This is a genomic window from Tahibacter sp. (assembly GCF_035481375.1).
In the GTDB taxonomy this organism is placed as follows: domain Bacteria; phylum Pseudomonadota; class Gammaproteobacteria; order Xanthomonadales; family Rhodanobacteraceae; genus Tahibacter.
In genome coordinates this window covers 1-20386 of record NZ_DATIGT010000320.1, presented here as the reverse complement: position 1 = coordinate 20386, position 20386 = coordinate 1, and the positions used below count along the sequence as shown (strand labels likewise).

Below are 20386 nucleotides of genomic sequence, written 5' to 3'. Positions count from 1 at the left end.
CACCATCACGAAGCTGAACGCTGCCGCGGGTGCGATGCGGTTTGCCGACGCCTGCGCGCACGCCTACACTGCCGCCCCGCCCGGCGTCGCCGCCGGCCTGTCCTGCTCCGTCGATGTCCGAAGACCGCATCGCCTATGCCAGCGGCCGCGAGGTGCTGACGCCGTCGCAGCTGACGCGCCGCGCCCGCGACCTGCTCGAAGACGCGTTCGGCCTGATCTGGCTAGAAGGCGAAATTTCCAATTTCGCGCGTCCCGCGTCGGGGCATCTGTATTTCAGTCTCAAGGACGGCGGCGCGCAGGTGCGCTGCGCGATGTTCAAACCGAAGAGCGCGCTGCTGCGCTTCCGTCCGGCCGACGGCATGCAGGTGCTTGCCCGCGCACGCGTCAGCCTCTACGAGGCGCGCGGCGAGTTCCAGCTCATCGTCGAACATCTCGAGGAAGCCGGCGAAGGCGCGCTGCGGCGCGAGTTCGAGCGGCTCAAGGCGACGCTCGCCGCCGAAGGCCTGTTCGCCGCCGAGCGCAAGCGCGCGCTGCCGCGCTTCCCGCGCCGCCTCGCCGTCGTGACATCGGCAACGGGCGCGGCAGTGCGCGATGTTCTCAGCGTGCTCGGACGGCGCTATCCGCTGCTCGCGGTCGATGTCGTGCCGGTGCCCGTGCAAGGCAGGGAAGCACCGCCGGCGATCGTCGCGGCGCTGCGCCGGATCGCCGCGGCGGCGCGCCACGACCTCATCCTGATCGCGCGCGGCGGCGGATCGATCGAGGACCTCTGGGCGTTCAACGACGAAGGCGTCGCGCGCGCGATCCACGCGAGCCCGCTGCCGATCGTCTCCGCGATCGGGCACGAAACCGATTTCACGATCGCCGACTTCGTCGCCGACCTGCGCGCACCGACGCCGTCGGCCGCGGCCGAATTGATCGCGCCGGACACGGGCGAGCTGTCGCGCCAGTTGCGCCAGCGCGTGCAGCGCATCGAGCTGCTGCTGCAGCGCCGCCTGCAGCAGCGTCAGCAGACCCTCGACCGCCTGTCGGCGCAGTTGCAGGCACGCAGTCCGGCGCAGCGGCTCGCGCTCGGGCGCAGCCGCCTGGCGGCGCTCGATCTGCGCCTGCGGCATGCGCTGCTGCACGGCCGGCAGCAGCGCCGCGAGCGCCTCGCGGGGCTCGCGACGCGGCTCTGGCGTCAGGCACCCGAACAGCGCCTGCAGCGCGCACGGCTCGCGCTCGCGCATCAGCGCGAGCTGCTGCAGCACCGGCTGCGCGGCGGTCTCGACACACGTCGCGCGCGCCTGACCGCGCTGGCCCGCGCGCTCCACGCGGTCAGCCCGCTGGCCGTGCTCGCGCGCGGCTATGCATTGCTGCAGGACGCTCAGGACGGCCGCGTCATTCGCGCACCTTCCGACACGCAGACAGGCACGGTGCTGCGCGCACGCCTCGCCGAGGGTGAACTGCGCGTGCGCGTGGAGTGATCCGCCAATCTAAAGAGCGGGAATGAGCCGGGAGCGGTGAGAAACGAGTGGCACGGCGGCCGGCGCTCACCACTCACCACTCACCACTCACCTCTCACCTCTCACCTCTCACCTCTCACTCCTCGACCCTCGGCGCCCGCAATCCGCCGTTGACCCGTCGCGCCGCGCTGCCGAGAATCGCAGCGGACTACCGAGGAGCGGTCATGAAGGCGTCCGACCTGTTCGTGAAAGCGCTCGAAGCCGAAGGCGTGGAATACGTGTTCGGCATTCCCGGCGAAGAGAACCTCGATCTGCTCGAATCGCTGCGCACCTCGTCGATCCGCCTGATCCTGACGCGCCACGAACAGGCCGCCGGCTTCATGGCCGCGACCTACGGCCGCCTGACCGGCCGCGCCGGCGTCTGCCTGGCGACCCTCGGCCCCGGCGCGACGAACTTCGTCACCTCGGCGGCCTATGCGCAGCTCGGCGGCATGCCGATGCTGATGCTGACCGGGCAGAAGCCCGTGAAACTGTCCAAACAAGGACATTTCCAGATTGTCGACGTGGTCGGCATGCTCAAGCCCTTGACCAAGTACACGCGGCAGATCGTCTCGGCCGACAACATTCCGGCGCGCGTGCGCGAGAGCTTCCGCCAGGCCGAGGAAGAACGGCCCGGCGCCGCGCACCTCGAACTGCCCGAGGACATCGCGCGCGACGAATCCGACGCGATCCTTATCCCGGCGAGCTATCGGCGCCGGCCGATCGCCGACGAGAAGGCCGTCGCGCACGCCGCGGCGGCGATCCGCGACGCGAAGCGTCCGCTGCTGATGATCGGCGCCGGCGCGAACCGCAAGACCTGCTCCAAGATGCTGCACGCGTTCGTCGACCACACCGGCATCCCGTTCTTCACGACGCAGATGGGCAAGGGCGTCATCGACGAGGACCACCCGCTCTGGCTCGGCAACGCCGCGCTCAGCGACGGCGACTTCGTGCACCGCGCGATCGAGCAGGCCGACTGCATCGTCAACTGCGGCCACGACGTCATCGAGAAGCCGCCGTTCTTCATGCGCCGCGGCCTGCGCACGGTGATCCACGTCAACTTCTCGAGCGCCGAGGTCGACACGGTCTATTTCCCGCAGATCGAACTCGTCGGCGACGTCGCCAACTCGGTCTGGCAGCTCAAGGAAGCGCTGGCACCGCAGCCGCACTGGGACTTCGCGTGGTTCGACACGGTGCGGCGGCATCTCGAAGACCATCTGCGCAAGGGCGCCGACGACGCGCGCTTTCCGATCCATCCGGTGCGCCTCGTCGCCGACGTGCGACAGGTCATGCCCGACGACGGCATCCTCTGCCTCGACAACGGCATGTACAAGCTCTGGTTCGCGCGCTACTTCCGCTCGCGCCAGCCCAACACGCTGCTGCTCGACAACGCGCTCGCGACGATGGGCGCGGGCCTGCCCTCGGCGATCGCCGCGAAGATCGTGCATCCGAAGCGCAAGGTCGTCGCCGTCGCCGGCGACGGCGGATTCCTGATGAATTCGCAGGAGATCGAGACCGCGGTGCGGCTCGGCCTCGACCTGACCGTGCTGCTGCTGCGCGACGACGCCTACGGCATGATCAAGTGGAAACAGGCACATATGGATTTCCCGAACTTCGGCATGGACATGGGCAATCCCGATTTCGTGCGCTACGCCGAGTCCTACGGCGCGCACGGCCACCGGCCGCGCGACACGGCGGAATTCGCGCCGCTGCTCGCACGCTGCCTCGACACTCCCGGTGTTCACCTGATCGACGTGCCGATCGACTATTCGGACAACGACCGCGTGCTCAATCGCGAGATTCGCGAGTTGAGCAGTGCGATCTGAACGAAAGCGCTCTCCTTCCCGGAAAACCGCCCGTTCAAGAGGCGGGCATGGGGGGACAGTTGAAGCTCGACTCTGAGGCAGATCCGGAATCGTGGGCTTAAAGACAAGGAGGAACTCCGTGCTCGCCGAAACCTACCCCTACTACCTCGCCAACAAGCCCGTCGCGGCGAACAGCGATCTCGAGGTCACCGACAAGTTCACCGGCAGGGTCGCGACGCGCGTCGCGCTGGCCGATGCGAAGGCGATCGACGCGGCGATCGCGGCCGCGGTCGAGGCGCAGGAGCCGCTGCGCCGCTTCGCGCCGTACCAGCGCCAGGCCGTGCTCGAACACTGCATCGCGCGCTTCCGCGCGCGTGCGGAGGAGATGGCCGTCGCGCTCTGCATCGAGGCCGGCAAGCCGATCAAGGACGCGCGCGGGGAAGTGTCGCGACTCATCGACACGTTCAAGGTCGCCGCCGAGGAATCGCTGCGCATCGGCGGCGAGGTCATGAACCTGGAAATCTCGGCACGCGCGCGCGGCTATCGCGGGTTTTCCAGGCGCGTGCCGATCGGCCCGTGCTCGTTCATCTCGCCGTTCAACTTCCCGCTGAATCTCGCCGCGCACAAAGTCGCTCCGGCGATCGCGGCCGGCTGTCCGTTCGTACTCAAGCCCGCGAGCCGCACGCCGATCGGCGCGCTGATCATCGGCGAGATCCTCGCCGAGACCGACCTGCCGGCCGGCGCGTTCTCGATCCTGCCGGCGCACCGCGACGGCGCCGACCTGTTCACGACCGACGAGCGCTTCAAGCTGCTGTCGTTCACGGGTTCGCCCGGCGTGGGCTGGGACCTCAAGGCGCGTGCGGGCAAAAAGAAAGTCGTGCTCGAACTCGGCGGCAACGCCGCCTGCATCGTCGACACCGACCAGCGCGAGCGCCTCGACTTCGTGATCGAGCGGCTCGTGTTCGGCGCGTTCTACCAGTCGGGCCAGAGCTGCATCAGCGTTCAGCGCATCCTCGCGCACGACAGCCTCTACGACACCCTGCGCGACCGCCTCGTCGCCAAGGTCAAAGCGCTCAAGTGCGGCAATCCGCGCGACGAAGACACCTTCATCGGGCCGATGATCGACGTCAAGGAAGCGCAGCGCCTCGAAGGCTGGATCCGCGACGCCGTGGCCGCCGGCGCGACGCTGCTCTGCGGCGGCAGCCGCGACGGCGCGATGCTCGAACCCGCCGTGCTCGAAGGCGTCGACGCGACGCAGGCCGTGTCCTGCCAGGAAGCGTTCGGACCGGTCGTGCTGCTGCAGCGCTGGAGCGATTTCGATGCGGCGCTCGCGTCCGTCAATGACAGCGATTTCGGACTGCAGGCCGGACTGTTCACCTTCGACCTGCGCAAGACGACGCGCGCGTGGGACCTGCTCGAAGTCGGCGGCGTCATCGTCGGCGACGTGCCGAGCTTCCGCGTCGACAACATGCCTTACGGCGGCGTCAAGGATTCGGGCCTCGGCCGCGAAGGCATCCGCTACGCGATCGAAGACATGACCGAGCTGCGCCTGCTCGTCGTGCGCGACGCGTGAGCGCCGATCGCCGATGTCGACCTTGGTCGGCATCGGCCGTCGTGCGACGCGTTCGAGCGAACGGAACGCCGGCGTCGACTGCAATCGCTCCGTCGAGTTTCGGAGGCACCGAATGCGTACCCTGCTCGCCCTGATGCTGTGCTGCGCCGCCGTGCCGGCCGCGGCGCAAACGCCGCTTCATCCGTTTCCGCAACATGTGAACTATGCGGCCGGCAGCCTGCGCGTCAGCCATCGCACGCAGGCGCAGCTCGACCAGGACGTGCGCGATGCGTATGCGCGCTGGAAGACGGCCTATCTGCGCACGGCCGGCACCGACGGCGGCGGCAATCCGCTGTACCGCGTGCTCTGCAACACCGACGGCAACGGCAACACGGTTTCCGAAGGCCAGGGCTACGGCCTCGTCATCGTCGCGCTCATGGCCGGCCACGATCCCGACGCGGCCGCGATCGCCGCCGGACTCTGGCGCTATGCCGATCTGCATCCGAGCGGCATCGACAATCGCCTGATGAGCTGGAACATCAGCGCGGCCGGCCAGCCGCAGGAAGGCAACGACAGTGCGTTCGACGGCGACAACGACCTTGCGCTGGGTCTGCTGATCGCCGCGGCGCAATGGCCGGGTCCGACGCCCGTGGATTTCCGCGCGAACGCGCTGCAGGTGCTCGCGGGCCAGGCCGGTTCCGTGACGGGTCCGGCATCGAAGCTGCCGCTGCTCGGCGACTGGGTCGAGCCCGATGGTGCAACCTACGACCAGTACAGCGTGCGTCCGTCGGATTTCATGCCGGCGCACGCGCTGAACTTCGCCGCGGCGGCCGGCGGCGCGCCGATCTGGTCGCAGTCGATCGTCGCGATGCGCGCGGCGGTCGAACATCTGCAGACGACCTACGCGCCGGCGACCGGCCTCGTACCGGACTTCGTCGTGCGCGAGAGTGCGGGTTCGGCTCAGGTCAAACCCGCGCCGCCGGATTTTCTCGAAGGTCCGAACGACGGCGACTACGCCTACAACGCGGGCCGCGTGCCGCTGCGGCTCGCGACGCACGCGCTGCTGCACGGCGACGCGGACGCCGCGCGCCAGGCGCGGCGCATCGCGTCGTGGTCGCAGGCCGCGAGCGGCGGCGTCGCGACGAACATCCGTCCGGGCTACCGGCTCGACGGCACGCCGCTCGCGACGAACTACTTCACGAGCTTCTTCGCCGCGCCGATCGGCGTCGCGGCAATGACCGCGCCGACGCAGCAGAGCTGGCTCAACGCGGTCTACGACAGCGTGCGCACGCGCCAGGAAGGCTATTACGAAGACAGCGTCGCGCTGCTGTCGCTCCTGGTCATGAGCGGCACGTACTGGGATCCGGTCGCGATCGACCGGCTGTTCGCCGACGGCATGCAGCGCATCGCGCCGTGATCAGACTTCGTCCAGGCGCTTGCGCGGCGCCTGGGCGATCGTGTCGAGCGCCGCGGCGGCAGTCCAGTCGGCTGCGGTCGGCACGACGACGATCGTCGGCAAGGTCACGATTTCGAGCGGCGTTGCCGGCGTCGCGGCCGGCGCGATCCGGGACGGGCCGAAGAACAGGTTGACGGCGGCGAAGCCCAGGGCGGCGGCGCAGGCGACCGCAAACTTCGGCGGCAATGTGGACGAGGACATCAGGCGGTAGAACGTCATGGCAGGCTCCAGGGTTGCTGCACTTGCCTGACGTTGGATGCGCCGGAGCGGACGACAGTTGCGTGCATTCGACCCAACTGATGGCATGGATCGCACGTCCTGGCGCATGCGTGCCTGCGGGCGCGCCGCGACCTGACGTCCTTCCTGCACGCCTTGCCGTACGAACGCGAAACAGGGACTACGGCGCTTTCGGATGCCGTATCTGTCCTTCGCCGCGGACGACGTAGCGCTCGATCGTCAACGACTCCGCGCCCATCGGGCCGTAGGCATGCAGCCGCGTCGTCGAGATGCCGATCTCGGCACCGAGGCCGAGTTCGCCGCCGTCGCTGAAGCGCGACGAGGCATTGACCATGACGACCGCCGAGCGCAGCGCGCGGATGAAGCGCTCGGCCGTAGCGGCGTCGCGCGTCGCAATGACTTCGGTGTGGTCCGATCCGAACGCGCGGATATGCGCGACGGCCTGCTCCACGTCGTCGACGATGCGCACGGCCAGGATCAGATCGAGAAATTCCGCGGCGTAGTCGGCCTCGCCGGCCTCGGCCATCTCGTCGACGAGCGCGCGCGAGCGCGCGCAGCCGCGCAGTTCGACGCCGCGCGCGCGCAATGCGGCAGCGGCGCGCGGCAGCCAGCGCGGCGCGATCGCGGCATGCACGAGCAGTGTTTCCAGCGCATTGCAGACCGCCGGCCGCGTGGTCTTGCCGTCGACGACGAGGTCGAGCGCGAGATCGTCGTCGGCATCGGCATCGACGTAGAGATGACAGACGCCCTTGTAGTGCTTGATCACCGGCACGCGCGCGTGTTCGGCGACGAAGCGGATCAGGCCTTCTCCGCCGCGCGGAATCGCAAGGTCGACGATGTCGGTCAATTGCAGCAGCTCGATCATGCTGTCGCGGCGCAGATCTTCGAGCACGGCCACTGCGCCGGGATCGACACCGCAGGCATCGAACGCGCGCGCGATCGCTGCGGCGATCGCGCGATTGGACTGCTGCGCTTCCGAGCCGCCGCGCAGGATCACGCCGTTGCCGGCCTTGATGCAGAGCGCCGCGGCGTCGGCGGTCACGTTCGGACGTGCCTCATAGATCATCGCGACGACGCCGAGCGGTACGCGCACGCGCTCGATCACGAGGCCGTTCGGCCGCTGTTCGCGTCGCGTGACCGCACCGACCGGATCGGGCAGACCGGCGACATGGCGCACGCCGGCGACCATGGCCGCGACGCGCGCCGGATCGAGGCGCAGGCGGTCGAGCATGGCCGCGGCGGTGCCGCGCGCCGCCGCGGCGTCGACATCCTGCGCATTCGCCGCGAGTATCGCGGCCTCGCCGGAGGCGAGCGCGTCGGCCATCGCGTCGAGCAGCCGGCGGCGCGCCGCCGCGTCGAGTTCGGCGACCTGTTGCGCCGCGGCCCGGCAAGCCAGGGCCTGATCGCGCACACCGGTCGTCATGCATCGGCTCCGCTCAGGGCGACGAGATCGTCGCGATGGACCACGGTCTCGCCGTAGCTGTAGCCGAGCAGCGCCTCGATCTCGACCGACCGGCGTCCGGCGATGCGGCGGATTTCGCCGGCCGCATACTGCGTGATGCCGCGCGCGACGATCCGCGTCTCGTCGCCGTGCGCGGCTTCGATCTCCACCATGTCGCCGCGCGCGAATTCGCCGCTGACGCCGGTGATGCCGCCCGGCAGCAGCGATGCGCCGCCGGCCAGCAGCGCACGCGCCGCACCGGCATCGACGTGCAGGCGCCCGCCGGCGAGTGGCGCATGGCGCAGCCAGTATTTGCGCGCGTGCAGCCGCGTCGCGCCCGCGCGAAAGCGCGTGCCGCGCAGACGGTCGGCCGCGAGCAGCCGCAGACACGCCGCGTCGGTGCCGTTGAACAGCACGGTCGCGATGCCCGCGGCTGCGGCCTTGGTTGCCGCTTCGAGCTTCGTGCGCATGCCGCCGGTGCCTGCCGCAGTTCCGGCGCCGCCGGCCATTGCGAGCACCTCCGGCGTGACGACCGGTACCTCGGCGATCGGCTCGGCCGCGGCGTCGGTACGCGGATTCGCCGAATAGAGTCCGTCGATGTCGCTCGCGATCAAGAGCAGGTCGGCATCGACGAGCGCCGCGACGATCGCCGCGAGATTGTCGTTGTCGCCGAGCTTGAGTTCGTCGACGGCGACCGTGTCGTTCTCGTTGACGACCGGCAGCGCACCGAGACTCAACAGCTCGCGCAACGTCGCGCGCGCGTTGAGATAGCGCCGGCGGTTGCGCAGATCGTCGTGAGTCAGCAGCACCTGCGCGACGGGCCGGTCGAAGAAGCGCTGCCACAGCGCGACGACCGTGGTCTGGCCGATCGCCGCGAGCGCCTGGCGCGCCGCGAGGCCGTGCGCCGCTTCAGGCTGCGCACGCACGAGCGCCCGGCCCGCGGCGACCGCCCCCGAGGAGACCAGCACGACTTCGCGGCCCGCGCGATGGCTCGCGGCGATGAACTCGGCCAGTCCGAGCGCATAGCGCGTGCTGAGCCCGCCGCCGTTGGCCGCGAGCAGGCTGCTGCCGACCTTGAGCACGGCGCGCCGCCAGCGCGGCAGCTCCTGCTCGTCGTGCCGGCGCGCGTTCACGACGCGCTTTCCAGCGCGGCCCAGCGCGCTTGCAGTTCGGCCAGACGCAGATCGGCCGCGCCGCCCGGCGAAACGCGCGCAGCGAGACTCGCCGCGGCGCTGCGTCCCTGCCCCGCGCTGGCCGCGGTTTCGGCCGCGCGCCGGTAGGCTTCGCGGAACGGCACGCCAGCCGCCGCCTGTTCGATCGCGACGTCGGTCGCGTACATCGCGGGCTCGATGGCGGCAGCCAGCGCGTCGGCATTCCAGGCCAACGCGCGCAGCAGGTCGGGCAGCAGCGCGAGCGCGGCGAGGCCGCGGCCGAAGCCGTGAATCATCGAGCCCTTGCTGAACTGCAGGTCGCGCTGGTAGCCCGAAGGCAGCGAAAGCAACTGTTCCACTTCGCAGCGCGCCGCCGCGACCGCCGAATAACTGGCGCGCATGAGTTCGACGACGTCGGGATTGCGCTTGTTCGGCATGATCGACGAACCCGTCGTATACGCCGCCGGCAGGTGCACGAAGCCATATTCGGCGGTCGTGAACAGGCTCAGGTCCCAGGCGAGCCGGCGCAGGTCCAGCAGCGCCGAGGCCAGCGCATCGAGCGCGGCGATTTCGAACTTGCCGCGCGAGAGCTGCGCATAGACCGGCGAGACCTGCAGCCGCGCGAAACCCAGGCGCTGCGTCGTGAAATCGCGATCGAGCGGCAGGTTCACGCCGTAGCCCGCGGCCGTGCCGAGCGGATTCGCATCGATGAGCGCCAGCGTGTCCTGCGCGCGGCGCGCATCGTCGATGAAGGCCTCGGCGAAACCCGCGAACCACATCGCGGTCGACGAGACGACGGCACGCTGCAGATGCGTATAGCCGGGCATCGGCAGGGATTCCGCGGCGGCGCGGTCGAGACAGGCGCGCGCGGCGTCGCGGCAATGGCCGACTACCGCGCCGAGCTGTGCCTTGAGCCACAGGCGCGAGGCGACCAGCACCTGATCGTTGCGGCTGCGTCCCGTATGCACCTTGCGGCCGGCATCGCCGAGACGTTCAGTCAGGCGCGCCTCGATCGCCGAGTGGCCGTCCTCGTAGCGCTCGTCGAGCACGAACGCGCCGCTCGCGAAATCCGCGGCCACGGCATCGAGTTCACGCAACAGCCCCTCGCACTCCATCGCGTCGAGCAGGCCGATGCGCGCAAGGCCTTCGACGTGTGCCTTGCTCGCCTGCACGTCGTACGGAAACAGCTCGCGATCGAGCAGCACGTCGTCGCCGGCGAGAAAGCGCATGATGCGCGGGTCCACTTCGACGCCTTCCTTTTGCCAGAGCAGGCCGCTCATGCGTGTTCTCCGTGCTGCGCAATTGCGCTGAACTCGGGCAGGCCCAGCGCGAGATTGAGGTTCTGCAGGGCCTGCGTCGCCGCGCCCTTGAGCAGGTTGTCGAGCGTCGCGACGACGACGACGCGCTTGCCGCCGGGCGCCATCGTGAACGCGCCGATCTCGCAGTGATGGCGGCCGGCGATGCGGCTGACCCACGGCGCCTCGTCGACGAGGCGCACGAGCGGTTCACCCGAATAACGTTCCGCGTAGCGCGCACGGACCGCATCGCGCGTCATCGACTGCTGCAGCCACAGATTCGCGGTCAGCGTGATGCCGCGAAAATGCGGTGCGACGTGCGGCATGAACTCGACCGGAAAACCGAGCTGTTCGCCGACCTCGCGCTCGTGCACATGAGCGGTCAGCGAATACGGCATCAGGTTGTCGCGCAGTTTCTCGACATCGTTCTTGTCCGACGGCGTGGTGCCCGCGCCGGAATACCCCGAGACGCCGAAACACGCCGGCGGCGCGGCCAGCACATCGACCAGCGGCGCGATCGCGAGCTGCATTGCGGTCGCATAGCAACCGGGATTGCTGATGCGCTTCTGTCCGGCATAGCGCGCGCGCGTCAGTTCGGGCAGGCCGTAGTACCACTGGCGGTCGAAGCGATTGTCGGCCGAGAGATCGACGACGACGCGCTCCGGGGCCACTGCGTCGATGGCCGCGACGTAGGACGCCGCCTTGCCGTTCGGCAGCGCGAGCACGACCGCGTCGACAGCCTGCTGCGCCGTCGCGTCGGCATCGAGGTTGCTGTAGCGCAGCGCACCGCGGAACTCCGGAACGCTGCCGGCGACCGGACGGCCGTCGAGCTCGCGCGAGGACACGAACGCGAGTTCGAGGCCGGGATGCGCCGCGATCAGCCGGATGAGCTCCGCGCCGGTATGCCCGCGTGCGCCGATGATGCCTACTGACTTCGTCATGGGATCCGCCTCAGCCGAGCAGCGTCGCAGGACGGCCGCGGCAGTGTTCGACGCAGCGCTCGATCGTGTCGAACGCCGACAGCCCGTACCAGAACACTTTCCACTTCTCCTGTTTGTAGCATCCGTCTGACTCGGCATAGTAGAACGGATTGACGAGATTGGCGTGGCGCGACCGCCAGAACAGGGTCGGGTTTTCCTCGCGCATGATCTGCCAGACCGCGCGGCCGAGACCCTCGCCCTGCGCCTCGTCGAGCACCGCGAACTTGTCGAGGTAGGTCAGCCCTTCGGCCTCGGTCAGGATGACCGCGGTGCGGTAGTTTTCGCTGACGTAGACGCGAAACGGCGTCGTGCGCTCGAAGTAGTCGTCGACCAGCGTGCGCCCGAAGCTCGATTCGATCAGCGCGCGCAGGCGCGGCCGGTCGATGCCGTCCCAGGACGTGAAGCGCAGCACCTTTTCGCCGCGGCGAATCAGCGTGCCCGAGCCCTTGTGCGTGAACAGCTCCTTCGCGAGTTCCGCCGGCCGCGTGATCGACACGGACGATGCCAGCGGCAGGTTTTCCAGCAGATCGCGGATCTGCTCGATCTTCAGGCGCATGCCGCCGTTGATCCAGGGCTGCGCCATCAGGTGGTCGTATTCGGTCGACAGGTTGATCGAGTCGATGACCTTGCCCTCGTCGTCGAGCAGGCCGCCGGTGCCGGTCAGGAAGATGATCTTGTAGGGCTGCAGCACCTGCACGAGTTCGTTCGCGGCGAAGTCGGCATTGATGTTGAGGATCTGCCCGCCCGCGGTTTCGCCGAGGCTCGCGATGACCGGAATCGAACCGGCGTTGAGGCTCGCTTCGATCGGCGCGAGATTGACCGACTGCACTTCGCCGACGAGACCGAGCCGCGCCTGATCGATGAAGCGCGACTCGAACACGCCGCCGACCACCGAGGTCGCGCGCACGTCGAGCGTCTGCAGCGATTCGACGAGACGCAGGTTCTCGGCCTGCATCACGCGGCGCACGATCGCGAGCGCTTCGGGCGAGGTCACGCGCAGGCCGTCGACGGTCTGCTTGACGATGCCCGCGGCCGACAGCTGCTCGTCGAGCTGCGGGCCGGCGCCGTGCACGACGATCGGCGTCAGCCCGACCTGCTGCAGGAACGCGAGCGACGAGGTCAGCGCGTCGAGATCGTCGCGCAGCACCGCGCCGCCGACCTTGACGACCGCGAAGCGCTTCGCATCGAGCTGCGAAAAGCGCTTCAGGTACTGGGAGATTTCCTTCGCGCTCGCCATGCTCGACAGCAGGCGGACGATGGTCTGGCGAACGTCCTTAATGGCGGCCATGCGTGATGATCCGTGCGTAGCTTTCGGTAACGTGCAGCAATTGATCGAGCGCGACCCACTCGTCGGCGGCATGCGCCTGGGCGATGTCGCCGGGGCCGTAGACGAAGCTCGTATAGCCCGCCGCCGAGAACAGCGCGGCCTCGGTCCAGAAATCCACGGCATTGCCGATCGGCAGGCCGAGCTCGTCGGCGATATCGCGCGCAGCGAGCCGACGCGATTCCGCCGCCGCCGTGTCGCCGGCCGGCAGCGACGCGCCGAAGAAGGTCGGCTCGAACTCCACCGGCAGCGCCGGCCCCAGCGTGCGGAAGGTGTCGAGCAGTTCCTCGGTGGCCATCGTCGGCAACGGACGAAAACCGAAGCGCACCTCGCACGACGGCGCGATCACGTTGGCCTTGATGCCGCCCTCTATGCGGCCGATGTTGAAACGCAGGCCGGTCAGCCCGCCGAAGCGGTGATGCGCGAGCGATTCGACATGATTGAGCGCGCGTTCGCCCCAGCGCAGCGCCTGATGCACGGCGCTGTCGCTGGCGGCACTCGCAGCCGAGGCGTGACCGGCACGGCCGGCGAAGCGCATGCGCACCGAGCTGATGCCGCGGTGCGCGAGCACGGCTTCGGCCTTGGTCGGCTCGGCGACGAGCACCGCATCGAACGCGGGCTTGTCGCGCAAGAATCCGGCGATGCAGCGCGCATCGTTGGCCTCCTCGTCGGAGGAGAACAGGAACGCGCAGTCGCCGTCGACGAGCCGGGCTGCCGCGACCATGGCCGCAGCCGCGCCCTTGATGTCGCAGGCACCCATGCCGATGGCGCGGTCGGACGTCACGAGCAGGTCGAACGGATCGCGCGTCCAGGTCGGCGTCGCCGGAACCGTATCCAGATGCACATTGATAAGAAACCGCGGATTGCCGCGCACCGAATACAGGCTGACTGCGCCGGCGCCGAAATCGGTGATCTGGTGGCGAAACCCCGGCAGTTGCGCCTGCAGATAGTCGAATATGCCGCCCGTGCCGATCGCGCGCGGCGGGTTCTGCGTGTCGTGGGATACGAGCGCGCGCAGATGGTGCAGGCAATCGTCGAGCAGTACGTTGCCTGTGGTCACGAGCGGTTGACCTCGGCCCAGAGCGTCGAACTCATGCCGTAGAGCCGGATGAAGCCCTCGGCCTCGGCCACGCCCCAGTCCGCCGACTGCGCGTAGGTAGCGCCCTTCGCATTGAGAATGTGCGGCGACTTCACGACGATGGCGTGGATGCTGCCGCCGGCCGTTTCGAGCGTGACTTCGCCGTTGACGCAGCGCTGGCTCGACGCGAGAAAGGCCTCCAGATCGGCCTTCAGCGGATCGTGATAGAAGCCTTCATAGACGAGCTCGACCCAGCGGCGCGCGACTTCCGGCTTGAAGCGGTTCTGATGACGCGACAGCACGGCTTCCTCCAGCGCACGATGTGCGGAAAGCAATGCGATCAGACCCGGCGCTTCGAAGATGATGCGTCCCTTGAGGCCGATCGTCGTGTCGCCCGTATAGATGCCGCGACCGACGCCGTAAGGCGCCAGCGCGGCGTTGAGCCGGGCCAGGATGGCGTGTCCCGCCATGCGCTCGCCGTCGAGCGCCACCGCCTCGCCCTGCTCGAAACCGATGCGCACCTGCAGCGGTTGCGCCGGCCATTCCGCACGCGGCGCGCACCAGCCGCGCGCGCCTTCGCCCGGCGCTTCCCAGCGGTCGATCTCGCCGCCGGACATGGTCACGCCGAGCAGATTCTCGTTGATCGTGTAGCGCTTCTGTTTCGCGCGCACGCCGAAGCCGCGTTCTTCGAGATAGCGCTGCTCGTACGCGCGGACCTCCTTGTGCTCGCGCTGGATTTCGCGGATCGGCGCGAGAATTTCGTAGTCGCCGAGCGCCTTGACCGCGAGATCGAAGCGCACCTGATCGTTGCCCATGCCGGTGCAGCCGTGCGCGATGCGGCGCGTGCCGATCTCGACGCAGCGGCGCAGCGCCGCTTCGACGATGAGATAGCGATCGGACACGAGCAGCGGATACTGGCCTTGATAGCCCTCGCCGGCCTGGACGAACGGCTTGACGAAACCCGACCAGATCGCCGGGCCGCCGTCGACGGTGACATGGCTCGCCGCGCCGAGTTCGGCGGCGCGCGCTTCGATGAACGCGCGCTCTTCCGCATCGACACCGCCGGTGTCGGCGAAAACCGTATGCACGGCGTAGCCGCGCTCCTGCAGATAGGGAATGCAGAAACTCGTATCGAGACCGCCGGAAAACGCGAGCACGACGTCCTTGGCAGCGGCGCTGTTCGTATCGGACATGGGTATTTATCCAGAATAGAAATAAAGGAAACGATCAGCGCTGCGACAGCAGCGCGGCCATGATGGCCTTCTGTACGTGCAGGCGGTTCTCGGCTTCGTCGACTGCGATGCAGGCCGGCGAGTCCATCACGGCGTCGGTCGCCTTGACGTTGCGCCGCAGCGGCAGGCAGTGGCTGAACACGCCGTTGTTGGTCAGCGCCATCTTCGCTTCGTCGACGATGAAGTGGCGGTGCGCCTCGCGGATCGGCTTTTCCTGCTCCCAGCGGCCGAAGAACGGCAGCGCGCCCCAGCTCTTGGCATAGACCACGTCGGCGCCGCGATAGCTGGCTTCGATGTCATGGCTGATCTGCAGCGAACCGCCGCTCTCGGCAGCGTTCTTCTGCGCCAGTCCCATGTAGCGCGCGTCGAGCGCGTAGTCGGACGTCGGACACAGCAGGGTTACGTCCATCCCGAAGCGCGTCGCGATCAGCAGCGCCGAATTGGCGACGGCCGTGTTCAGCGGCTTGGGGTGGTAGGTCCAGGTCAGCACGTACTTCTTGCGATCCAGCGAACCGAAGTGCTGCTGCAGCGCGAGGATGTGCGCGAGTTCCTGGCAGGGATGCGTGATCGTCTCGAGATTGATCACCGGCACCGTCGAGTACTGGGCGAACGCCTTCAGCACGCGGTCCTCCCGATCGATTTCCCAGTGCTGGAATTTCGGGAAGGCGCGGACGCCGATCATGTCGACGTAGCGCGACAGCACGCGCGCGACTTCGGCGATGTGCTCCTCGGTATCGCCTTCCATGATCGCGCCGGGCTCGAACTCGATCGGCCAGGCGGCCTTGCCCGGCTCCAGCACGACGGCGTGACCGCCGAGCTGGAACGCACCAAGTTCGAAACTCGTGCGCGTGCGCATCGACGGATTGAAGAACAGCAGCGCGATGGACTTGCCGGCCATCTGCCGACCGAGCCGGCTTGCCTTGAAGCGGGCGGCCTGTTCGAGCAGCGCGTCGAGTTCGGCGCGGGACCAGTCGTTCGTGTTCAGGAAATGGCGCAGAGTCATCGAAATCCTCGGAAGTGGCGGGTTGCCTGGCTACCGGGTTCGATGCTCGAACAAGAAAAAACCCGGTTCAGGGACCGGGTTTTTCGTCGAAACACATGAAAGCTGTGCGACAACCTACCCGGCGGTGATCGGCGGGAACGGTCGGCGCGCGCGCGACGTCATGCCAGCTGCCATGCGGGCGCTGGTCAGGATGTCGGCGTCGGAATAGTTCGGGGACATGGAAGGTCCGAAAAAAGGCCCGGCGATCATGCACGGAAGCGTTGCGCGGCGCAACAATACTTAGGCATAAGCGGCCGGACGCGGGATGCTCGAAGGTCAGTCAGCGCCATCTGCGGGTACCGGCAGGTAGCAGGTGAGTTCGAAACTGATACCGAGCCTTCCCAGCGCCGCGAGATCGTCAGGCTCGAAACGGAAACCGACGTGCGGACTCGTGTCCGGACCGTAGTTTGGCGCCTGCACGAGTACATCGAGCAGTCCCGAGGTGGCCCCGGGCAACGACAGCAGGTTCATGTCCGGATCGGGCAATCGTCCGCGAATCGCGGAAGTGCTCCTCGAGCTCGTCCGATTCAATATCCGAAGCCATCGACCAGAACCCTGTCCGCCGGTTAGAGGTACGTCCCGTCTTCTCACTCACCCACGGCCCGCGACGACGCGCACGGTCGGCGGCAATCCCCAGCGCCGCGGAGGTCTCGTCAGGGTCGAGATCGTCACCATAAAGGTAGAGACGTACGCGCAATCCGTCGCCGGTCTTGAAGTAGCGCTGCGGCGGCTCGTCCGCGTTCCGCTCGATTTCTGCCACGCGGCGAATCAGTCCGCCGGCGTCACTGACACGCGAACGCGAATGCGCTCGCCCGGATCGTAGGTCAGCCGCGACATGTAGGTTTCGCCACGGTAGCGATATTCGACGTCGTAGCCATTGATGCGGCGTTCTTCATAACCGCCGTCGACTTCGCGGCAATGACGTTCGCTCGTGACGTAGGTGCTGTCATCGCGACGCGCAGCGTTGTTGGCGATCGCGCCGCCGGCTACGGCGCCGGCGATCGTCGCGGCCTTGCGGCCGTCGCCCTTGCCGACCTGATTTCCGAGCGCGCCGCCGATGATGGCTCCGAGCACGGTCGCACCGGCGTTGTTGCCGCGACGGTCCTCGCGGCGGGTGATTTCGGTGTCGTAGCACTCGCGGTCAGGCCGGCTGACGCGTTCGTAGGTATAGATCGGGTCGACGCGGACTACGTCGGCCCAGGCGAAGTGAACGCCTTCGTCGCCGACATCGCGGCGGTCGCCCTGGGCATGAGCGAGCGGCTGGAACGAAAGAAGCACGGCGGCGCACCACGGCAAAACCCGACCTGACATTTACTCATCTCCGGAAAGCTGGCGAAACGCGCGGACCGCAAGCACCGACTCAGGCCACACCGCCCCGGCTACCAACCGGTACGGGCGCGTTTCTCCATAGACTTGATGAGAATTTAACTCGAACTGGCTGAATCGGCGATAAGGCGAGAACGGTCAAGTGCTTAGTCGCGCACGAGCTGAACGGCCGCGCGCCGCGGCATCCGGCCGGTCGGCAAACGACGCCGCGGCGAGGCCCTGGCCTCGGGCATCGATGCAAGACTCGCTGCTACACTTGCAGGCTAACCAGAGCGTCCAACGATGAATCTCCGTCTACACAACAGCCTGACCCGCCGCGTCGAGGACTTCGTTCCTCAGGACCCGAACCGCGTGACGCTGTATGCCTGCGGACCGACCGTCTACAACTACATCCATATCGGCAACGCGCGCCCGGCCGTCGTATTTGCACTGCTGGCCCGGCTGCTGCGCCGCCATTTCCCGGGCGTCGTCTACGCGCGCAACATCACCGATGTCGACGACAAGATCAACGAGGCCGCGCGTCAGAGCGGCCAGCCCATCAGCGCGATCACCGACCGCTTTGCCGCTGCGTACCGCGACGACATGGCCCGCCTCGGCGTCGATCCGCCCGACGTGGAGCCGCACGCGACGACCCATATCCCGCAGATCATCGCGATGTGCGAGCGGCTGATCGCGAGCGGACACGCCTATTCGGCCGAGAACCACGTGCTGTTCGACGTGTCGAGCTATGCCGACTACGGCCACCTGTCCGGCCGCTCGCTCGATGACATGATCGCCGGCGCGCGCGTCGAAGTCGCGCCGTACAAGAAGAATCCGGCCGACTTCGTGCTCTGGAAGCCCTCGACCGACGACCTGCCCGGCTGGGACAGTCCGTGGGGCCGCGGCCGCCCCGGCTGGCACATCGAGTGCTCGGCGATGAGCGAAACGCACCTCGGCGAAACGATCGACATTCACGCCGGCGGCGTCGATCTGCAGTTCCCGCATCACGAAAACGAAGTGGCCCAGAGCACCTGCGCGCACGGCGGCAAGGTGTTCGCGCGCTACTGGCTTCACAACGGCATGCTGACGCTCGAAGGGCGCAAGATGTCGAAGTCGGTCGGCAACACGCTGATCCTGCACGAGCTGCTCGACCTGTACCCCGCCGAAGTGCTGCGTTTCGTACTGCTCAAGGCGCACTACCGGCAGCCGCTGGACTGGTCCGACACGGCACTGCGGCAGGCGCGCGCGACGCTCGACGGCTGGTATGGCGTGCTGCGCGATCTGTCCCGCGTCGATGCGCCAGCCACACCCGTGCCGGAGGACTTCGAAGCTTCGCTGCTCGACGATCTCAATACCCCCGAAGCGTTCGCGCTGCTGGCCGGACTTGCGGATACGGCACGGCGCAGTGTCGGCACCGGTGACGCGTCGCTCGCCAAGGGGCGCTTTCTCGCGGCGGCGAATCTGGTCGGCCTCCTGCATCAGGATGCCGAGGCGTGGTTCAAGCAGACGCCTTCCGGAGCGGGCGTCGATCCTGCCCGCATCGACGCGCTGGTTGCCGAACGCAACGCCGCGCGCGCGGCACGCGACTTCGCCCGGGCCGATCAGATCCGTGCCGAACTCTCGGGCATGAACATCACGATCGAAGACAGCGCGCAGGGAACGCGCTGGCGGGTAGGCACGTGAGCGAGACTTCGACCGCCGCGGCCCAAGCCGCGCAGGATGCGATCATCGACGAGTTTTCGTTCTTCGGCGACTGGACCGAGCGTTACCAGTATCTGATCGATCTCGGCCGCAAGCTCGCGCCGTTTCCGGACGAATGGAAGACCGACGCGAACAAGGTTCACGGCTGCCAGTCGCAGGTCTGGCTCGTCGCATCGGGCGATGCGCAGCGCCTCGATTTCGCGGCGACGAGCGACTCGTCGATCGTGACCGGCCTGATCGCGCTGCTGCTGCGCGTCTATTCGGGCCGCTCGGCCGAAGCGATCGCCGCAACCGAACCGCGCTTCGTCGATTCGATAGGTCTCGCCAGGCATCTGTCGCCGACGCGTTCGAACGGGCTCGTCGCGATGCTGCAGACGATCAAGCAGCACGCCCGCGCCGCGCTTTCGACCTAGCTTTCGATCGCGGCAGAGTCCCGCATCGATTGCATCAACGAAAAGCCCCGCTCTCGCGGGGCTTTTCGTGATTCTCTCAGTCGCCCATCTGGCGCTGGCGGTGCTCCCAGCGCTCCTGCGCGTCGAGGCACAGCGTCGCGATCGGACGCGCCTCGAGACGTTCGAGGCCGATGTCTTCGTCGGTCTCTTCGCAGTAGCCGTAGCGGCCTTCCTCGATGCGCTTGAGCGCCTTGTCGATCTTCGCGATGAGCTTGCGATAGCGGTCGCGCGTACGCAGTTCCAGCGAATTCTCGGTCTCGCGCGTCGCGCGTTCGGCTTCGTCGCCGATGTCGCGGACTTCCTCGCGCAGGTTGTCGATGGTCTGCTTCGACTCCTCGACGAGCTGATCGCGCCATTCGCGCAGCTTGTTTCGGAAGAACGCGAGATGCATCGGGTTCATGTATTCCTCGTCCTGCGAGGGACGATAACCCGGCGGCAGATCGATGTTCGTCGTCGCGGCGAGCGCATAGCGTCCGCCTTCCATCGTGATGCCCGCTTCGGAAGCGGTCGGTGCGATGACGCCTTTGCGCGAATTCTTCTTGCTTTCTTCTGTAATCACTTGCTTCGTCGATTTGCTTGAGGGGGCTGGTGTTGCAATCGGTGCGGGCGGTGCGGCCACGGGCGCCGCAGGTGCCGTTGTTTTCGGCGCCGCCGTTTTCGCAACGGCGGGCGCCATCGTAGGTGCTACGTGTTTCACCTTCGAGGAAGCCGGAGCCGGAGCGGGTGCCGATTTCGGTTTGCCCGGCGCGGCGGCCGGCGCACTCGCTTTTACCGGTTTCGACGCGGATTTCGCGACGACCTTCGGCGCCGGCTTGGCTGCAGGTTTCGCAACGGCTTTCGCTGCGGGCTTGGAT

General features: G+C 67.8%; 18 protein-coding genes and 2 pseudogenes. 7 read left to right on the top strand and 13 right to left on the bottom strand.

Annotated features, from left to right (window positions below):
- Window positions 1–113 precede the first annotated feature (113 nt).
- The 4 genes from xseA to VLF18_RS21275 all read left to right on the top strand — a co-directional run bounded on the left by xseA (window position 114) and on the right by VLF18_RS21275 (window position 6255).
- Window positions 114–1463, top strand: a complete 1350-nt coding sequence (xseA, locus tag VLF18_RS21290) for an exodeoxyribonuclease VII large subunit (RefSeq protein WP_325281639.1) — start codon at window positions 114–116, stop codon at window positions 1461–1463.
- Window positions 1464–1666: 203 nt separating this feature from the next.
- Window positions 1667–3307, top strand: coding sequence for an acetolactate synthase large subunit (locus VLF18_RS21285; protein WP_325281638.1), 1641 nt, complete (start codon window positions 1667–1669; stop codon window positions 3305–3307).
- 118 nt (window positions 3308–3425) lie between these two features.
- Window positions 3426–4859: an aldehyde dehydrogenase family protein gene (locus VLF18_RS21280; protein WP_325281637.1), complete on the top strand. Its 1434-nt coding sequence runs from the start codon at window positions 3426–3428 to the stop codon at window positions 4857–4859.
- A gap of 112 nt (window positions 4860–4971) precedes the next feature.
- Window positions 4972–6255 carry a glycosyl hydrolase family 8 gene (locus tag VLF18_RS21275; protein ID WP_325281636.1) on the top strand — a complete coding sequence of 428 codons (1284 nt, stop codon included), beginning with the start codon at window positions 4972–4974 and terminating at the stop codon, window positions 6253–6255.
- On the opposite strand, the gene VLF18_RS21270 is transcribed toward VLF18_RS21275, so the two are convergent.
- From VLF18_RS21270 to VLF18_RS21220, 12 genes and pseudogenes are all read right to left on the bottom strand, one after another.
- Window positions 6256–6513, bottom strand: a complete 258-nt coding sequence (locus VLF18_RS21270) for a hypothetical protein (RefSeq protein WP_325281635.1) — start codon at window positions 6511–6513, stop codon at window positions 6256–6258.
- A gap of 178 nt (window positions 6514–6691) precedes the next feature.
- The gene (locus VLF18_RS21265; protein ID WP_325281634.1) at window positions 6692–7954 is read right to left on the bottom strand and encodes a glutamate-5-semialdehyde dehydrogenase; all 1263 of its coding nucleotides are present in this window, start codon (window positions 7952–7954) and stop codon (window positions 6692–6694) included.
- The gene (proB, locus tag VLF18_RS21260; protein ID WP_325281633.1) at window positions 7951–9105 is read right to left on the bottom strand and encodes a glutamate 5-kinase; all 1155 of its coding nucleotides are present in this window, start codon (window positions 9103–9105) and stop codon (window positions 7951–7953) included. Before proB ends, VLF18_RS21265 begins: the two co-directional genes overlap by 4 nt.
- Entirely contained in the window at window positions 9102–10403 is a 1302-nt protein-coding gene (argH, locus tag VLF18_RS21255) for an argininosuccinate lyase (protein ID WP_325281632.1), read from the bottom strand. The genes proB and argH overlap by 4 nt, the downstream gene beginning before the upstream one ends.
- The gene (argC, locus tag VLF18_RS21250; protein ID WP_325281631.1) at window positions 10400–11359 is read right to left on the bottom strand and encodes an N-acetyl-gamma-glutamyl-phosphate reductase; all 960 of its coding nucleotides are present in this window, start codon (window positions 11357–11359) and stop codon (window positions 10400–10402) included. Before argC ends, argH begins: the two co-directional genes overlap by 4 nt.
- Window positions 11360–11369: 10 nt before the next feature.
- Complete coding sequence (locus VLF18_RS21245; RefSeq protein WP_325281630.1) at window positions 11370–12686, bottom strand: acetylglutamate kinase; 1317 nt, start codon at window positions 12684–12686, stop codon at window positions 11370–11372.
- Window positions 12673–13782 (bottom strand): acetylornithine deacetylase, encoded by a 1110-nt coding sequence (locus VLF18_RS21240; RefSeq protein ID WP_325281629.1) that lies wholly within the window; start codon window positions 13780–13782, stop codon window positions 12673–12675. The genes VLF18_RS21245 and VLF18_RS21240 overlap by 14 nt, the downstream gene beginning before the upstream one ends.
- Window positions 13779–14993, bottom strand: coding sequence for an argininosuccinate synthase (locus VLF18_RS21235; RefSeq protein ID WP_325281628.1), 1215 nt, complete (start codon window positions 14991–14993; stop codon window positions 13779–13781). Before VLF18_RS21235 ends, VLF18_RS21240 begins: the two co-directional genes overlap by 4 nt.
- A gap of 34 nt (window positions 14994–15027) precedes the next feature.
- Window positions 15028–16035 (bottom strand): N-acetylornithine carbamoyltransferase, encoded by a 1008-nt coding sequence (locus VLF18_RS21230; RefSeq protein WP_325281627.1) that lies wholly within the window; start codon window positions 16033–16035, stop codon window positions 15028–15030.
- 315 nt (window positions 16036–16350) lie between these two features.
- On the bottom strand, window positions 16351–16545 hold the full coding sequence (locus VLF18_RS21225) for a hypothetical protein (protein WP_325281626.1): 195 nt from the start codon (window positions 16543–16545) through the stop codon (window positions 16351–16353).
- 40 nt (window positions 16546–16585) lie between these two features.
- Window positions 16586–16834: pseudogene (locus VLF18_RS23205) on the bottom strand (DUF4279 domain-containing protein); the annotation flags it as partial.
- 8 nt (window positions 16835–16842) lie between these two features.
- The gene (locus tag VLF18_RS21220; RefSeq protein ID WP_325281625.1) at window positions 16843–17385 is read right to left on the bottom strand and encodes a glycine zipper 2TM domain-containing protein; all 543 of its coding nucleotides are present in this window, start codon (window positions 17383–17385) and stop codon (window positions 16843–16845) included.
- Window positions 17386–17682: 297 nt separating this feature from the next.
- Here VLF18_RS21220 and cysS point away from each other — a divergent pair, with 297 nt between their 5' ends.
- Both cysS and VLF18_RS21210 read left to right on the top strand, forming a co-directional pair.
- Window positions 17683–19062 (top strand): cysteine--tRNA ligase, encoded by a 1380-nt coding sequence (gene cysS / locus VLF18_RS21215; RefSeq protein ID WP_325281624.1) that lies wholly within the window; start codon window positions 17683–17685, stop codon window positions 19060–19062.
- Window positions 19059–19493, top strand: coding sequence for a SufE family protein (locus tag VLF18_RS21210; RefSeq protein WP_325281623.1), 435 nt, complete (start codon window positions 19059–19061; stop codon window positions 19491–19493). Before cysS ends, VLF18_RS21210 begins: the two co-directional genes overlap by 4 nt.
- 76 nt (window positions 19494–19569) lie before the next feature.
- On the opposite strand, the gene dksA is transcribed toward VLF18_RS21210, so the two are convergent.
- On the bottom strand, window positions 19570–20091 hold the full coding sequence (gene dksA / locus VLF18_RS21205) for an RNA polymerase-binding protein DksA (protein ID WP_325281622.1): 522 nt from the start codon (window positions 20089–20091) through the stop codon (window positions 19570–19572).
- On the opposite strand from dksA, the pseudogene VLF18_RS21200 reads away from it, so the two are divergent.
- Window positions 20072–20386 (top strand): annotated as a pseudogene (locus tag VLF18_RS21200) (hypothetical protein); the annotation flags it as partial. The gene dksA and the pseudogene VLF18_RS21200 sit on opposite strands and share 20 nt — an antisense overlap.

Coding starts and splice junctions, on each gene's coding strand:
- xseA (WP_325281639.1), top strand. CDS start 114: ATGTCCGAAGACCGCATCGCCTATGCCAGCGGCCGCGAGGTGCTGACG.
- VLF18_RS21285 (WP_325281638.1), top strand. CDS start 1,667: ATGAAGGCGTCCGACCTGTTCGTGAAAGCGCTCGAAGCCGAAGGCGTG.
- VLF18_RS21275 (WP_325281636.1), top strand. CDS start 4,972: ATGCGTACCCTGCTCGCCCTGATGCTGTGCTGCGCCGCCGTGCCGGCC.
- VLF18_RS21270 (WP_325281635.1), bottom strand. CDS start 6,513: ATGACGTTCTACCGCCTGATGTCCTCGTCCACATTGCCGCCGAAGTTT.
- VLF18_RS21265 (WP_325281634.1), bottom strand. CDS start 7,954: ATGACGACCGGTGTGCGCGATCAGGCCCTGGCTTGCCGGGCCGCGGCG.
- argH (WP_325281632.1), bottom strand. CDS start 10,403: ATGAGCGGCCTGCTCTGGCAAAAGGAAGGCGTCGAAGTGGACCCGCGC.
- argC (WP_325281631.1), bottom strand. CDS start 11,359: ATGACGAAGTCAGTAGGCATCATCGGCGCACGCGGGCATACCGGCGCG.
- VLF18_RS21245 (WP_325281630.1), bottom strand. CDS start 12,686: ATGGCCGCCATTAAGGACGTTCGCCAGACCATCGTCCGCCTGCTGTCG.
- VLF18_RS21235 (WP_325281628.1), bottom strand. CDS start 14,993: ATGTCCGATACGAACAGCGCCGCTGCCAAGGACGTCGTGCTCGCGTTT.
- VLF18_RS21230 (WP_325281627.1), bottom strand. CDS start 16,035: ATGACTCTGCGCCATTTCCTGAACACGAACGACTGGTCCCGCGCCGAA.
- VLF18_RS21225 (WP_325281626.1), bottom strand. CDS start 16,545: ATGAACCTGCTGTCGTTGCCCGGGGCCACCTCGGGACTGCTCGATGTA.
- VLF18_RS21220 (WP_325281625.1), bottom strand. CDS start 17,385: ATGTCAGGTCGGGTTTTGCCGTGGTGCGCCGCCGTGCTTCTTTCGTTC.
- cysS (WP_325281624.1), top strand. CDS start 17,683: ATGAATCTCCGTCTACACAACAGCCTGACCCGCCGCGTCGAGGACTTC.